Here is a 15,991-nt window from a genome sequence, read left to right on the forward strand (position 1 = left end):
CAATTTTACCTATTCATTAATAGAAAAGACACAAAAAATGTCGAAAAACTATTGAAAACGATTTCAAAAAAACCTATAATAAAGTTATTGAAACGTTTCAATGAATCTGGGAGAAGCGTTTCAAATATTTTTACTGTTTATAGAAACGTTTCGATATAGTTGACGAATTTTTTTTGAAACTGCTTTGAAACGTTTCAATAGAATAGGAGGATAGATTTGGCAACCTTAAAAGATGTCGCTAAAAGGGCGGGAGTAAGCGTTTCTACTGTCTCCTATTCAATCAATGGCAGTCATTTGATTTCACCGGAAACTAGAAATAAAGTTTTGAAGGCCGCAAAGGACCTAGGCTATCGCCCAAATGGGCCTGCAAGGAATTTAAAAGAAAAGAAGACGAACATTATCGGATTATTTCTAAGTGGTTTTACCGGGCCATTTTTCAACGATATGATGGAAGGCATTCAGGATGTGGTAATAAGCAAAGGTTTGGAACTTGTTGTCTGCTCGTCGGTGGACAAGCATAGGCTCCTTATTGAGCGACATGTGGATGGGGCGATTATCCTGAATTATCACATGAATGACAGATTGCTGGCTTCTTTGGCTGAAGAAAAATTTCCGATCGTTGTTCTGGACAGGGAGATGCAGTCTCCATTTATCAAGAATATTCTTCTCCCGAATGAATACGGTTCGGCTTTGGCTGTCAGGCATCTTCTTGAAAAAGGGCATAAAAGGCTTGGCTATATCGCGGGCTCCATAGATTCTTATGACGGGGAAACCCGCCTGAAAGGGTTCAAAAAGGAACTGGGGGCGCATGGACTCGAATTTTTCGAAAGTGACCTCTTACGTGCGGATTTTACTGAGCAAAGCGGGTATAAGGAAATGGAAAAGTATTTGAATCGGACGGAAGGACCGCTGCCAAGTGCAATGGTATGCGCCAATGATGAAATGGCTATGGGTGCCATCCGGGCGATCAAGGAAAAAGGAATGCGGGTTCCCGATGACATGGCTGTTGTTGGGTTTGATGACATTTACCTATCACAGTACTTTCCCCCATCGCTTACAACCATTCAAGTTCCTCGGAAGGAATGGGGGATCATTGCCGCTAAAACATTATTCAGGATGCTGGACAATGAGTTTGATTTCGAAACCGAACAGGTGCAGGTCAAACTTATGGCCAGGAGTTCAGGATGACGGGGTGAAATCATGGTACAAATTAATAATGAGAAAATCATCATCGATGGAAAAGAAACATTTTTGTTTGGTGGCGAACTCCATTATTTCCGTGTCCCTAGGGAAAATTGGAAACAAAGGATTCGCGAAGTAAAGGAGGCAGGGGCGAACTTAATCAGCACCTATGTCCCTTGGATTTTCCACGAAATCGAGGAAGGATTCATTGACCTTTCAGGGAAGACAAGGGCGGAAAGGGATTTACCGGCCTTTCTGAAATTGGTTGCCGAAGAGGGGATGCATTGCCTCGTTCGACCCGGACCATATGTCATGGCGGAAATAGTGGACCATGGGGTGCCAACCTGGTTCATCGACAATTACCCTGAAGCTGTCGCTGTGACAAACGAAGGGTCCATTCACCCGACTAGGGTTGTCAGCTACATGCACCCTGTATTCCTTGAAAAAGTGGACATTTGGTATAAAGCGGTCTGTGAAATCATCGTTCCTTTCCAGGTAACGAATGGGGGACCGGTCATCATGTTCCAGTTGGATAACGAAGTTGGAATGTTCCATTGGGTAACCAACCAGCCGGACTTCAACACGGAAACGCTAAAACACTTCCAGAATTATTTACATAAAAAATACACTAAAGAAAATTTTGAAACCGTATTCAATGTCCCCTTTGAAAGCATTGAGGAACTTTCACTCTTAAAAATAAAGAAGCCTGAACCGTCCTACGCCCATGCGCTGCGAAATGAATTTGGGCTTTTCCTTCGCTTGCATTACCGTTCTTTCCTTGAATACTTAAAGGGATGCGCTGAATCCAATGGAATCAATGTCCCTTTTGTTGTAAACATCCATGGATTCCATACAACCGATCTTTTAAAGCGGGGAACAATGTATCCAATAGGGATTTCACAGCTCCTAGAAGCTGCGAAAATTGAAAACGTTCTTGTGGCGGGAGACTATTACATAGGGAATATTGAATACGACAGTTACATTGACATCGTCCTGGCGAATGCTTTTACCCGGGCGATCCAGTGGAAGGAACAGCCTTTATTTTCGGCGGAATTCCAGGGTGGCAGCATACATGATGTACCAAAGCTGCAGCCCACTACCTTTGATTTAACTACCCGGCTTTGCGTCGCTGATGGTATGAACGCGGTGAACTACTATATGTTTGCCAGCGGCGAAAACTATGAAAATATCGGTTTGTTTGGAAAACGGCATGATTGGCAGGCGCCTCTTGGGCTGAATGGGGAAAAGCGGCCACACTATGGGCTGATCCGTCATCTTGGCGGCATGTTTAGTGTGTTTGACAGCCAACTGTTGGACACCAAGCCAGTTTCCGATTTCCATATCGGATTTTATCCGGATTATTATATGACTGAATTTTACGATGAATATACAAAAGCTATGGTTGAAAAGATCCAGCATGACCGGGAAGCATTCCTTTATAACGGCCTTGTGAAATCATTGAGGCTCAAAAACTATATTTTTGAAGCCAAAAATGTAATGGAAGGCGATAGAATCGATCCTGAGCAGGTTTCAACGCTTTGGATGTTCAGCACGAAATGGATGGATGAAGACATCCAGAGAAAACTTGTCCGTTTCATGGAAGACGGGGGGACCCTTGTTCTTTTCCCAACCATCCCTACAAAAACACTAAAAAATACGCCGTGTACCATCCTGAGGGATTATATTGGGGTTGAAGTAACAGGCGAGCTCCAGGCTGGGTTTGCGACCATTGGCAATATTGAAAATGTTAGTGTGAAGCGGATGGAAACGTATGGCACTCATTCAGGTGTTTTTGGATGGAGCGAGGAAGAGATTCCTAAACCGATTGCTTTCGAAAAAGACCTTGGAAACGGCAGACTGATAATGCTGGGGGCCGCCATAAAGGTTGAATATAATTACCAAAACGGGGTCGCCGCGGAACTTGCTCAAAGAACACATGCAATGAATCGCTTCGGCCTGGATGAAGAGATGGACATTACGGTGAGAAGCGGCCCATCAGGTGAATTCTTCTTCATTACCAATTTCGATGAGTATAAGAAGCGCACTTCGATTACCTATTTCGGCGTACCGCTTTTCGGTGGGAAAAAGCTTGAGATTGCGGCCAGAAGCGGGTTGATGCTTCCTCTGAACGTGGACTTGGCCGACGATATTCATATCCTGTATGGTACAGGCGAGATTTTCGATCTGGGGCAGGAAGGGGACAAGCTTACAGCCACTGTGAAAATCATGCAAAAAGAGGAAGAATTCCTTTTCTCATCATCTGTATGGATTGCCGAAGAAAACGATCAAGTGAAAGTCGAAACAGGAGAATATGATTCGTTTAAAGTGTTCATCCGCTCTCCTGAAGAAAGCGCGGAGATAACCTTTCGCAAAAGGCTTGAAGGGGGGAATGCCTGACAAACCATATCCCCTTAGGGCATCGTTTGAAAAATGGAATGAATAGGAAAAATTAAAAAATGGAGTTGAAAATGGATGAAAAAGATTTTATCAATCTTTGCCATGATGGCACTATTGTTCGCGCTTGCTGCCTGCACCTCTGATAAGACGGATAACAAATCAAAAGAAAAAGATTCTAACAAGGACGCTAAGAAAGAAGAAGTCACCATTTCGTTTGCGAGCTGGGGATTGGGCACCGAGGAAGAGCAGAACCTTGATCGCCTGATGATCAAGGCATTCCAAGATAAATACCCGCACATTAAAATTCAAATTGACGAGTCAATCAACCCTGCCGACTGGAATGGTTCCCTGGCTGCGGCTGCAAGCGGCGGGACAATGCCTGATGTATTCATGCTTGCACAGCTTCCAATGGCAATTTCCAACGACTGGCTGCTGGATGTTAGCGAATTGGCCTCAAAGGATAAGGACTTTGCAAATGTCCCTGAAGCTGTCCAAGAATCAGCTAAATTTGATGGCAAACTGTACGCTATTCCTTTCGCGCAGCATTTCCTCGGTTTCCTTGTGAACAAGGACTTGTTTAACGCCGCCAACCTGGATGCTCCTGAATATGGGATTTCTGTTGAAGACTTTATCAAGAGCATTAAAGATGTAACGAATGTCAAAGCTGGAGTCGCGGGAATCAACCATCCATTTACATTCCCTGACTGGTATCCAGCCGCCGCCAACGAGAATCTTGGCTGGTTCACCTACAATAATGGAGAATTCGCTCTTGATAGCAAAGAATTTATCTCCGCGGTCAACACTGCAAAAGACATTTGGACAAACGGATATGCGTATGAAACATTGCCGGATGACCAAAAGGCCAATTTCAAAGGTGAAAATCCTGAGGAAGTATGGCTGAATGGCGGCGTAGGCCTGAAATGGGATGGAACATGGACGACTGGCCATCTTAACGAGCAAGCCGGATTTGAATGGGATTTCATCGGAATTCCTGGAGGACGTACAGCCGTAACGAATGACTTTGTTGGTATTTCAAAATCAACGAAGCATCCGGAAGAAGCGTTCCTTTTCTCCAAGTGGATGTCATTTGGAAAAGAAGGTTTCCTGAAGAGGGTAGAGATTGCCGACAAGGAAGGCAAGACATTGAATTCCCTGCCTGTAAACAGCGATCAGGAAGTACTGGATGCTTATTTTGAAGTCTTAGATATTCCTGGAGTACGCACAGCCTATGAAAACCTTGACAATGCAATTGTGGAACCTGTAAAAACCGCGCCTGGCTACATCCCTGCAAGATGGGAAGCGCCGACTGGCGTCAAAGTTGGCGATAATGCCAATGCAACAACAGCCGCGCTCATTGACAGCTTCATGAAAGGCGAATTGAAGGCAGAAGACTATGTCAAGCAGTTGGATCAACTTGCTGATCAGCAAGTAAAAGAAGCAACAGAGGCTTTAAATAAGTAATGCCTATTTTTCAAGGAGGTAGAAAGTATGAAAACTCGGATAGTGGCATGGATGGCGGCGATTGCAATTTTATTTTCCCCCAATGGGGCTGCATTTGCAGAAGAGAATGAGCCTGTAAGCCGTCCTGCCGAAAATGTCATTGAGGAACGCTATCATACCATCCTTGAACAATGGGAAACGAAAGGAATTGGCAGCGCCCCGGAATTCGGGGCGGCTGTCTCTCCTTCTGAATTTGTGTTATCTCAAGGGTTGAAGCCCGCCCTTCTTCCCGTTAATGAGAGCAAAGGGTATAAAGATCGTGTTTTCTATTGGGGCAACCAACAATCCGTATCCTTTATGGCAGAAGTAGAGAGTGATGGGTTATATGAAATTGGATTTGATTATTATCCAATAACAAGAGAGGTTGTTCCAATAGAGGGCGCAATCCAGATAAACGGGGGATTTCAATACTATGAAAGCAGGAGGATTGTATTTCCTGTTTTTTGGGAAAATGAAAAAGCCGATTTTGAAAAAGATAGATTTGGAAATGAAATTCTACCGAAACAAATTCCGGTTGCCCAATGGAGCCATATGAAAGCAGAGGATGCAAGCGGGCTCCAGCCGATGGCGCTTAGGTTTTATTTGAAAAAAGGGGTCAATACGGTTACCCTCCAAAACTTGCGGGGGGAAGCCCTGCTTGGTTCTGCCTATATCCAATCTCCTCAAAAACTGCCAACCTATGAGGAATACAGGGAAAAATATAAACATACCAAAATCGCGGACGAGGTTATCCGTGTAGAGGCGGAAAAGCCATTTTTGAAAAACAGCTCTTTCGCAAGGCCGATAGCGGTCAGGGATTCTTCTGCGGTTCCGAACGATACAAAAAGCCTTCTTCTGAATACGTTTGGCGATGCCTCTTGGAGTGAAAGCGGACAGAGAGTGGATTGGAAAATAAAAGTAAAGGAAACGGGCCTTTACAAGTTAACCTTCAAGGTAAAGCAAGACAAGAATACCGGTGGGACGGTATTCAGGAAGGTATTAGTTGACGGGAAGGTCCCTTTTGAAGAAGTCGCGCATTACCCATTTGATTTCAATAAAAAGTGGAGAAATGTAACACTCGGCGATGTGGAAGGGCAAGAATACCTCTTCTATTTGGAAAAGGGAGAACACCTTGTCGGCCTTGTCGCAGACGCATCCCCGGCCGAGAGAGTCGTGAACAGGGCGAATGAAATCATGAGGGAGATTGAGGGTCTATCCCTTTCTATAAAGAAGCTGACCGGGAACCAAATTGATAAATCAAGAGGATGGAAGATAACCGAATTCATCCCTGACATTAAGGAAAGGGTTGCCGATTGGGCAAATAAGCTTGAGGAAGAAAGCAAGTATTTAAAAAGCCTTGGCAAGTCAGATAAGGATTCCCAGGAAATTGTCTCCCTGGATCTTGCGGCCCAAAAGCTCCGTTCGCTTGAACAGAAGCCAAATGAAATCCCATACAGGCTAACCGAATTATCCGAGGGATCGTCCTCGGTTGCACAGCTGTTGGGGAACCTTCTGCTTAATGTCCAGTCCCAGCCCTTGACCATTGACCGCTTTTACGTGCATGGCGATGGTGGGCTTCCGGCTGCGCAGGCGAGTATGTGGAAAAGGGCAACAGATTCGATTAAGCGGTTTTTCCAATCCTTCTCTTCAGGTACCTATGCGGCTTCCAAAACAGACGACGAGACGATCGAGGTTTGGATTAATAGGCCGCGCCAATATGTAGAACTCATTCAAAACCTGGCCGATCAAACGTTTACACCGGAAACGGGAATAAAGGTGAAGTTCTCAATCATGCCGGATGAGCAGAAGCTGATTTTGGCTAATGCCGCGGATAAGCAGCCGGATGTCGCGCTTGGGATAAGCAACTGGCTGCCGTACGAATTGGCGATTAGGGGAGCCGCGGAGGACCTCCACCAATTTGAGGACTTTGAGAGCTTCAGCAAGCAATTCTCGCCTGGGGCATTCCTGCCGATGATGATTGGCGATTCTGTCTACGCACTGCCTGAAACACAGGATTTCTTCGTCCAGTTTTACCGAAAGGATATCCTGGAGTCACTGAATCTGCCAGTCCCGGATACATGGAACGATGTGACTGAAGTGCTCCCTGAGCTGCAACGCTTTGGGATGAACTATTATACGCCTATTTCAGGTGCAGTCGGATTTAAGCCGTTCCAGACGACCGCGCCATACATTTACCAGTTCCATGGGGATTTATATGAAAAAGATGGGATGTCCACAGCAATCGATAGCGAGGAAGCGTTAAAGGGAATTCAGTTTATGACGGATTTGAATACAATCTACAGCCTTCCTTTGCAGGTTCCGAATTTTTACAACCATTTTAGATATTCGACATTGCCAATCGGCATTTCCAGTTTTCAGACCTATGTGCAGCTGACTGCCGCCGCTCCGGAAATAGCCGGCTGGTGGGACATTGCGCCCCATCCGGGTGTAAAGCAGGCGGATGGTACGGTCGAAAGATGGGCTACAGGCTCGGGCCAGTCCGCAATGATTTTTAAAGGGACAAAAAACCCGGAAAAATCGTGGGAGCTCCTAAAATGGTGGATGGGAAAGGAAACCCAAGTGCAGTTTGCGTCAAACCTTCAAACGTTCTACGGCCCGTCTTATTTATGGAATACAGCCAATGTGGATGCATTCAAGGAACTGCCTTGGCCAGAAGATCATAAAGATACAATCCTTGCACAATGGGAGTACTTGAAAGAGGTTCCTAAAACGCCTGGTGCGTATATGGTGGAACGTGAACTAAGCAATGTGTGGAACAGGATTGTTTTCGACGGTGTGAACACAAGGTCGGCGGTTGATGATGCCGTTATTGCGATCGACAGGGAAATAGGCAGGAAAATGGAGGAGTTTGGATACATGAAAAATGGCAAGGTAATCAAGCCATATCCGGTTCCTTCAATAGAACAGGTGAAAGGCTGGGGTGGGAAAGAAAATGAAGAATAAAATCAAAGATAAAACCCATTGGATATTCCTTGCTCCGTACATCCTGTTCTTTTCAACCTTTATAATCATTCCGGTAGCCGCTGCCATCTTGCTGTCTTTCACGTATTTTAACGCAATTGAAACTCCTTCGTTTATTGGGCTGGCCAACTATGTCAGCCTGATTACACAGGATGAAGTATTTATGCAGAAGGTACTGCCGAACACCTTGACATTTGCTTTGATTGTCGGGCCCGGCGGGTATATTTTATCCTTTTTGCTCGCCTGGCTATTGGCCCAAATTCCTAAAGGGCCGAGAACCGTCCTGGCGCTGATCATTTATTCTCCGTCCATGACGGCAGGCGTAGCAATGGCGGTCGTATGGACAATCATTTTCAGCGGCGACCAGACTGGTTACCTAAATAGCATTTTAATTACAATGGGAATACTGCTGGAACCGATCCAATGGCTGCAATCGCCGGAATACCTGATGAAAATCATGATTTTTGTAACGCTTTGGGGAAGTATGGGGGTCGGGTTCCTGGCTATGCTTTCCGGGGTCCTTAACATCAACTCCGAGATTTATGAAGCGGGCTATATCGACGGGATTAAAAACCGTTTCCAGGAGATTATTTACATCACAATCCCTTCCATGAGGCCGCAAATGCTATTTGGCGCTGTAATGGCCGTCGTCGGAACCTTTCAGGCAGGGGCTATTGGGGTCGCGCTATCCGGCGCCAACCCGACACCACAGTATGCCGGCCAATTAATGGTCAACCACCTTGAGGATTATGGGTTTATACGGTATGAAATGGGTTATGCCGCGGCAATTTCCGTCGTCCTCCTGGTTGTCGTTTACGGCTTTTCAAAAGTCGCCTGGAGGCTGTTTGGCGAAAAGGATTAAGAACGGGGAGTGTGGAGCATGTCATCCTTTCAAGGAACAAAAATCAATCCGTCCAAATTTCATATAAGCCAGCTTAAATTCTTTGCGATTTTAATTCCGCTCGCGATATTCATGGCCATGCCAATCGTGTTTATCTTTTTTCACGCGTTTAAGCCTTTGGACGAGCTATTTGCCTATCCGCCAAGGTTCTTTGTGGAAAAGCCCACCATGGCAAATTTTCAGGATCTGTTTGCGACAATGAATGACACCGGGGTGCCGATCTCCAGGTTCCTGTTCAATAGCATCATCGTAACATTGGCGGTTGTCTTCCTGACCGTTTTAATTAGCACGATGGCAGGCTACGCCCTTTCTAAAAAAGATTTCAGGCTAAAAAAGACAATATTCGAAATCAATACCCTGGCCCTCATGTTCGTTCCAGCGGCAGTGATGATTCCAAGATACCTGCTAATTGAAAAACTTGGCCTGATCAATATGTTCATAGTGCATATTCTGCCGCTTCTGGCAATGCCAATTGGCCTGTTTCTTGTAAAACAGTTCATTGACCAAATTCCCGATGAATTGATTGAGGCGGCAAAATTGGATGGAGCCTCGGATTTTCAAATTTTCACAAAAATCATTATCCCGCTTGTCAAACCCGCCATTGCGACAATTGCAATCCTGTCGTTCCAGCTCGTCTGGAATAGTGCGGAAACCTCTGCATTCTATGTGAATGATGAAGGGCTGAAAACATTTGCGTTCTATATGTCGACATTGACATCCCAGGTAACCGGGAACAGCGTGGCGGGTCAGGGAATGGCTGCGGCGGCATCGTTGATTATGTTCATCCCGAACCTTATCATTTTCATCATCCTTCAGAGCCAGGTCATGAATACGATGGCCCATTCAGGAATTAAATAACAGTTGGGAGGGAGGGGAATGAAGCAGCTAATTAGAGTATCCGCCAGTTTTTGCCTGGCCTTTCTGTTTTTCATCCAATCGGCATCGGCCTCGGTTCCATACCATACGGAAACAATGGCAGCGGACGGGAGTATCATAAAGACACAAACGGCTTACAAGCCGCTTGGCCAGTTTCTGCCTGATGCCGATTTTAGCAGCCCGGAAGATATTTACGCGGATTCGGCCGGATTGATTTATATAGCGGATTCAGGAACAAAGCAAATTATCATCGGCGATGAGGATGGAACAGTCAAAGCCCAAATCGGGGAGGGGATTCTTGGTTCCCCAACCGGGGTTTTTGTGGATGAAAACAATGGCATTTATGTCGCCGACTATGAAAAGGAAAAGATATTCAGATTTTCAGAAGATGGGAAGCTCCTGGCAGAGTTTGGCAAGCCCGATTCACCCCTTTTTGGAAAAACCTCGCCGTTCAAACCGCAAAAAGTGAGTGTGGACAGGCGGGGCAATATTTATATTATTAGTGAAGGGTCCACGAACGGGATCATTCAGCTAAACAAAGATGGGGAATTCATGGGCTATTACGGGGTCAATTCCACCGGTGTGAGTTTCTCATCGTTCCTCCAAAACCTCTTTTCATCGGAAAAGCAGAGGGCAAGAATGTTCATGAAAACCCCGCCAGCTCCTGATAATATAGCGATTGACGACCAGGGGCTCATTTATTCGGTGACTGAAGGAACGATAAATGAAGTCATCAAAAAGCTGAATGTCGCGGGGAAGAATATGCTTTCCCCTGACATATCCAACGTCTCGAACTATCAGGATATTACCGTCGATCCGGCAGGGAATATTTTCGTTATAAGCGGAAAAGGCAAGATTCACGAGTTTGATAGCTTTGGGAATCTACTATTCATTTTTGGCGGAAAAGATGATGGCAGCAACAGGCTGGGCCTGTTCAAGCAGCCCACTGGAATAGCGATTGGAAAAAACGGCCGCCTTTATGTATCGGATAAGGAAAGGGGAATGGTCCAGGTTTTTGAATCAACCTCCTTTTCCGATAAAGTACATGAGGGAATTGCCCTTTTTAAAGAAGGTTTATATGTAAAGAGCCAATCGCATTGGGAAAGTGTCCTTGAACTTAATTCTTCGTTTGGGCTTGCCCATGTTGCCATGGGCCGCGCCTATTATAAACAGCAGCAGTATGAGAATGCCCTTGAGGAATTCAAGTTCGCCGAAGCCGTTGACGGCTATTCGGATTCTTTTTGGGAAGTCCGGCATAAGTGGATGCAGGACAATCTTGGCACAGTCTTTTCAATATTGATTGGAGTGGCCATCCTTTATTATTTGATTAAATTCCTTGATAAGAGAATGGGTATCCTGAATGCGCCACGGAAAGGCTGGCAAGCTTTTAGGCGGATAAGGATTGTCGGCGAACTGCTCTTTTTGTTTAGGTTTTTCAGGCACCCAATCGACAGTTTCTATGATTTGAAAAGAAATGGAAAGGCATCTGTGCTGTCCGCCACCATTTTATACATGATCCTGATAATCGAGTTTTTGCTCAGCCGCTTTCAGACGGGATTTATTTTCACGGGAGGCATTTCCGAAGAAGTGAGCCTTGGTGGCGAACTCGCGAAATTGGTTTTTCCATTGCTCCTCTTTATCATTGTCAATTATATGGTCAGTACGATTAATGATGGTGAGGGAAGGTTTAAGGATATTTATATTGGAACCATTTATTCGCTTGCCCCTTATCTAGTTTTTATCGTTCCTGTTGTCCTTGTGTCGAACATACTTACGTTGAATGAAGCTTTTGTCTACATTTTTTCTACCCGGATCATTTATGCGTGGTGCCTGGTCATCCTGGTCATCATGATAAAGGAAATCCATAACTTTTCATTTTCGGAAACTATCCGGAATATCTTCGTTACCTTGTTCGGAATGGGCATCATGGTGCTTGTTATTTTCATCATTTTCGTCCTTGGCGACCAGGTATATGACTTCGTTTATTCTGTTTTAAAGGAGGCGGTTCTGCGTGTATAGAAAGTGGCTGTTGGCCCTCGTTTTACTCGTTGTTCTTTTCCATGCGTCTGCAGAGGGAATTACGGCAAGCAAGGCTGAATCACCTCCCGCCCAACAGGAAAAAGGAATGGAAGATATTAAGTATACGTCAGTCCAATTCACAAGCCCTGAAAAGGACACCCAAGAGGCTGTTCAAGCCGCACCTTCCTCTGATGGGTACAAAAAGGTCGCCGAGAACAATGGATATGTTTTGTATGTGGATGAAAAGTCGCTCGCCTTAAAAATACAGGATAAGAAAAGCGGCTATGTATGGAATTCCGGGCTTGAGGACAATCGGGAGTACAGGTTGAATAAAACATGGAGGGACCTGGCCCAGTCCGCTATCACGGTCACCTATACGGACAGAAAAGGAAAACTCAGGACAGAAGGCATACTGACAAATAAAACGAAACCAAAAATTAAGAAGAAGGGGAACGGCTTTTCCGCTACCGTCAATTTGCCCCAGGCGAAAATAAGCCTTGAACTTGTAGTCGAACTTAAAGAAGATGGCATAGCGGTTTCCATTCCCGATGAGAAAATTAAAGAAAGCAAACGGACGAAACTAATTTCCTTAAAGCTATACCCGTTTTTAGGAGCAGTGAATGAAAATGAGATAGATGGCTATATGTTCATTCCTGACGGCAGCGGTGCCTTGATTCGTTATCAAAAGGGCGGAAAGAAAGCGGATGCCCCCTTTTCCGCGGCTATTTATGGGAGCGATCAAGGTTTTCAGCGAAATCGTGGAAACCAGGAAGATATCATCCCTGTCCAGCAAATAAAAATGCCTGTTTTCGGTGCGGTTCATGGTGTGAAGGAAAACGGTTTTGTTGCTGTCGTTGAGAAGGGATATGAGCATGGTGAAATCCTTGCCTACCCAGCAGGAGTTTCAACCGATATCAACTGGGTTACCTCCCAATTTCATTACCGGCATGAATACTATCAGCCAACAAGCAAAAAAATGAACGGGATCAATGTGTACCAGAAAAACAGGAATCCCTTCGATGTAGAAGTACGTTACATGTTCCTGAGCGGGCCACAGGCCGATTACGTCGGTATGGCCAAAAGGTATCAGCGCTATTTGATTGACAGCGGCAATCTTAAAAGGAAACAGGATAGAGCCGATGTCCGCCTTGAGTTCCTTGGAAGCGAGGGGAAGAAAGGCTTGTTATGGGACAGTACGATTCCAATGACAAAAGTTGAAGACCTCCCAGGCTATGTAGAGGAACTGAAGGAAAATGGCGTTGACGATATGTTTGTTGTGTATAAAGGATGGTCAAAAGGCGGATTGACCGGGACGCTTCCTGCAAAATTTCCGTTCGAAAGGAAGCTGGGCAGCAAAGATGATGTGAAAAACACCATTGTAAAGCTAGAAAAGGCGAAAGTGCCTATTTATTTTTACACGGATTATACAATTGCCTACCAGGGAGCCCGGAAATTCTCGGGTACAAAAGATGTAGCCAAAAAAATAAGTTCCGAGACCATTTCATTTCAGGAGAAGGGGAAAACCGCATTTTATTTATCTCCAGCCAAGTCACTTTCTATGGCGAAAAAGGATAGCAACGAGTACAAGGACTACGGTATGTCCAATCTGGCTGTCGATTCCAGCGGGAACACCTTGTTTTCCGACTTCAGCAAAGGGAATCAATCGCCCCGCGCAAATACCATGAAATCCTACAACGATATTTTTGGGATCCTTTCCAAAAATGTAGGGGGGCTTTCACTCTATGAACCAAATGTATACGCATTTGGAGAGACGGATCGGTACTTGGACATTCCGATGTATTCATCGAATTATGTGTTTGAAACAGATACGGTTCCCTTTTTGCAAATTGTCCTGAAAGGGTATGTGCCTTATTACGCGCCTTTCTCTAATTTCTTCTCGGATTCCGATAATGAGGTTTTAAGATTAATTGATTATGGGGCATATCCATCGTTTTTATTAACGTCCGAACCGCCGCATTTGCTGGCGAAAACGCCTTCCAGGGATGTTTACACATCCGAGTTCCGGATTTGGAAGGACAATATTATTGAACAATATAAAATCGTAAAGGATACCCTTGCCCTCGTTGAGGGAGAAGAGATTACTGGACGGCATATCCCCGAAGCGGGGATTAGCGAAGTCACCTACTCTAATGGTAAAACCATTATCGTAAACTACACTGGAAAAATATACAGGAGCCATGGAATTGAAGTGCCTGCGAAGGGATTTGCCGTGGCAGACAGGGGGGATAAAGAGTGAAGCAGCGGTTGCGTTCAAGAAACAGCAGGATCGGCCTCCTCTTTGTATCCCCATGGATTGTTGGTTTTCTAGTTTTCACGGCCTTTCCTTTATTGTATTCGTTCTATTTAAGCTTCCAAAAAGTGAAAATAACAACGAGCGGTATTAAAACGGAGTTCATCAAGTTTGACAACTATCTATATGCATTTACAGTTGATGCTTCCTTCGTCGAGCGAGTCTCGAAGTATTTGGAGGAACTCGTCATCTCAGTTCCAGTCATCCTTGTGTTTTCCTTGATCATCGCTCTTCTGTTGAACCAGAAGGTAAAGTTCAGGGGCCTGTTCCGGACTATCTTTTTCCTCCCGGTCATTATTGCGAGCGGTCCTGTTATAAAAGAGCTTATGGATCAGGGAGTTACCACAATTCCGTCTATCGAGCAGTATGCGATTTATCAAATGCTGGCTTCGAATCCGGATGGGTTTATAAATGGTATCTTGCTCTACCTTATCAAAAATTTGATTGTCATTTTATGGTTTTCGGGAGTGCAAATCCTTATTTTCCTGGCAGCCCTGCAAAAAATGGATAAACAAGTTTACGAGGCTGCAAAGATTGATGGAGCTTCAAACTGGGAATCTTTCTGGAAGGTTACCCTTCCGAGCCTTTCTCCCATGATTTTAGTAAACACTATTTACACGATAGTGACCTATTCTATTTTTTCATTGAATCCTATCATTGAGCATATCCAAAAAAATATGTTTACAGTGAATACCGGCTTTGGCTATGCGTCGGCCCTGTCCTGGATTTACTTCCTGATCATCGCCATAGCCCTGGGATTGTCTGTGGGTGCCCTGACATTCAGAGGCAAGAGAAAATTCTCTTAAAAAGGAAGGATTCAAATGGAAAATCGAAATAAAAGGCAGTTTGACAGGCATTACCTACGTGCCAGGCGATGGTTCTTTGGGATGCAGGGGACAGATGGTTTTCTTTTTAAGTTGCTCGTGTATGGATTATTAATCGGAATCGGATTCGTCTACTTGTTTCCGCTCATTTATATGGGTTCATACAGCTTCAAAAGCCTCGATGACCTTTTGAATCCGCTTGTTAACTGGATCCCGACGCAGCTTTACCTTGAAAACTATAAAAAGGCGAATGAGGTCCTCGATTTTGTACCAACCTTGCTTGAAACACTGTATGTCACGGTGCTTCCCGCGCTTGCCCAGACAGCCATCGCTGCTGTAATCGGGTATGGCCTGGCCAGGTTTGATTTTAAGGGGAAGAAAATCCTGTTCGTACTTGTGCTCGCAACGTTCATCATTCCTCCGCAGGTTACCTTAATACCAAGGTATATCTTTTTTAAGGAATTGAATCTCCTCGGAAGCTTGAACGCTTTCATTCTTCCGGCGGCATCAGGACAGGGGTTGAATAGCGCGATTTTTATCCTGATATTTTACCAGTTTTTCAGGATGGTTCCTAAGGCGCTTGAGGAAGCCGCGCAAATTGACGGAGCGGGGCATTTCAGAATCTTTTTCACAATTGCGATTCCGATGGCTGTGCCTGCGATCATTATCTCGTTCCTATTCTCGTTTGTGTGGTATTGGAATGAAACGTACCTGGCGTCCATCTATTTCGGTGATGCATTGACAACCTTGCCTCTGCAGCTGCAGAAATTTGTAGCGACGTATCAGAAGATGTTCCCGGCCGGCATGAATACCGGGATAAACCAATTGAACGAAGGAATAAAGATGGCTGGAACCGTCCTATCAATCCTGCCGTTGCTGGTTGTCTATTTCATTACCCAGCGCTGGTTCACGGAAGGTGTGGACAGGTCTGGGATTACCGGTGAATAATCTACGAAACTGTTGAAATAAAAAAAGTGGCCGTTAAACTAGAAGGGCTTCCTTCAGGAGTGTCCTCGGTCC

General features: G+C 45.0%; 10 protein-coding genes. All 10 read left to right on the forward strand.

Annotated elements, in window-relative coordinates; all coding sequences use genetic code 11:
* Positions 1-216 precede the first annotated feature (216 nt).
* The 10 genes from V1499_RS02365 (at position 217) to V1499_RS02410 (ending at position 15,919) form a co-directional block, all read left to right on the forward strand.
* Complete coding sequence (locus V1499_RS02365) at positions 217-1,188, forward strand: LacI family DNA-binding transcriptional regulator (RefSeq protein WP_409273494.1); 972 nt, start codon at positions 217-219, stop codon at positions 1,186-1,188.
* A 12-nt stretch (positions 1,189-1,200) separates the two neighbouring features.
* Complete coding sequence (locus V1499_RS02370) at positions 1,201-3,579, forward strand: beta-galactosidase (RefSeq protein WP_409273496.1); 2,379 nt, start codon at positions 1,201-1,203, stop codon at positions 3,577-3,579.
* Positions 3,580-3,654: 75 nt separating this feature from the next.
* Positions 3,655-5,040: an ABC transporter substrate-binding protein gene (locus tag V1499_RS02375; protein WP_409273497.1), complete on the forward strand. Its 1,386-nt coding sequence runs from the start codon at positions 3,655-3,657 to the stop codon at positions 5,038-5,040.
* Between the two features lie 27 nt (positions 5,041-5,067).
* Complete coding sequence (locus V1499_RS02380) at positions 5,068-8,022, forward strand: extracellular solute-binding protein (protein WP_409273498.1); 2,955 nt, start codon at positions 5,068-5,070, stop codon at positions 8,020-8,022.
* Positions 8,012-8,902, forward strand: a complete 891-nt coding sequence (locus V1499_RS02385) for a carbohydrate ABC transporter permease (protein ID WP_409273500.1) — start codon at positions 8,012-8,014, stop codon at positions 8,900-8,902. Before V1499_RS02380 ends, V1499_RS02385 begins: the two co-directional genes overlap by 11 nt.
* Before the next feature lie 18 nt (positions 8,903-8,920).
* The gene (locus tag V1499_RS02390) at positions 8,921-9,799 is read left to right on the forward strand and encodes a carbohydrate ABC transporter permease (RefSeq protein ID WP_409273502.1); all 879 of its coding nucleotides are present in this window, start codon (positions 8,921-8,923) and stop codon (positions 9,797-9,799) included.
* An 18-nt stretch (positions 9,800-9,817) separates the two neighbouring features.
* Positions 9,818-11,836: a YIP1 family protein gene (locus V1499_RS02395; RefSeq protein WP_409273504.1), complete on the forward strand. Its 2,019-nt coding sequence runs from the start codon at positions 9,818-9,820 to the stop codon at positions 11,834-11,836.
* Entirely contained in the window at positions 11,829-14,093 is a 2,265-nt protein-coding gene (locus V1499_RS02400; protein WP_409273505.1) for a DUF5696 domain-containing protein, read from the forward strand. Before V1499_RS02395 ends, V1499_RS02400 begins: the two co-directional genes overlap by 8 nt.
* A complete protein-coding gene (locus V1499_RS02405) occupies positions 14,090-14,953 on the forward strand; it encodes a carbohydrate ABC transporter permease (RefSeq protein WP_409273507.1) in 864 nt (287 codons plus the stop codon). Before V1499_RS02400 ends, V1499_RS02405 begins: the two co-directional genes overlap by 4 nt.
* A 15-nt stretch (positions 14,954-14,968) precedes the next feature.
* Positions 14,969-15,919: a carbohydrate ABC transporter permease gene (locus V1499_RS02410; protein ID WP_409273508.1), complete on the forward strand. Its 951-nt coding sequence runs from the start codon at positions 14,969-14,971 to the stop codon at positions 15,917-15,919.
* Positions 15,920-15,991: the final 72 nt, after the last annotated feature.

This window comes from Neobacillus oceani, from assembly GCF_046237595.1.
GTDB classification, from domain to species: Bacteria; Bacillota; Bacilli; order Bacillales; family Cytobacillaceae; genus Bacillus_D; species Bacillus_D oceani.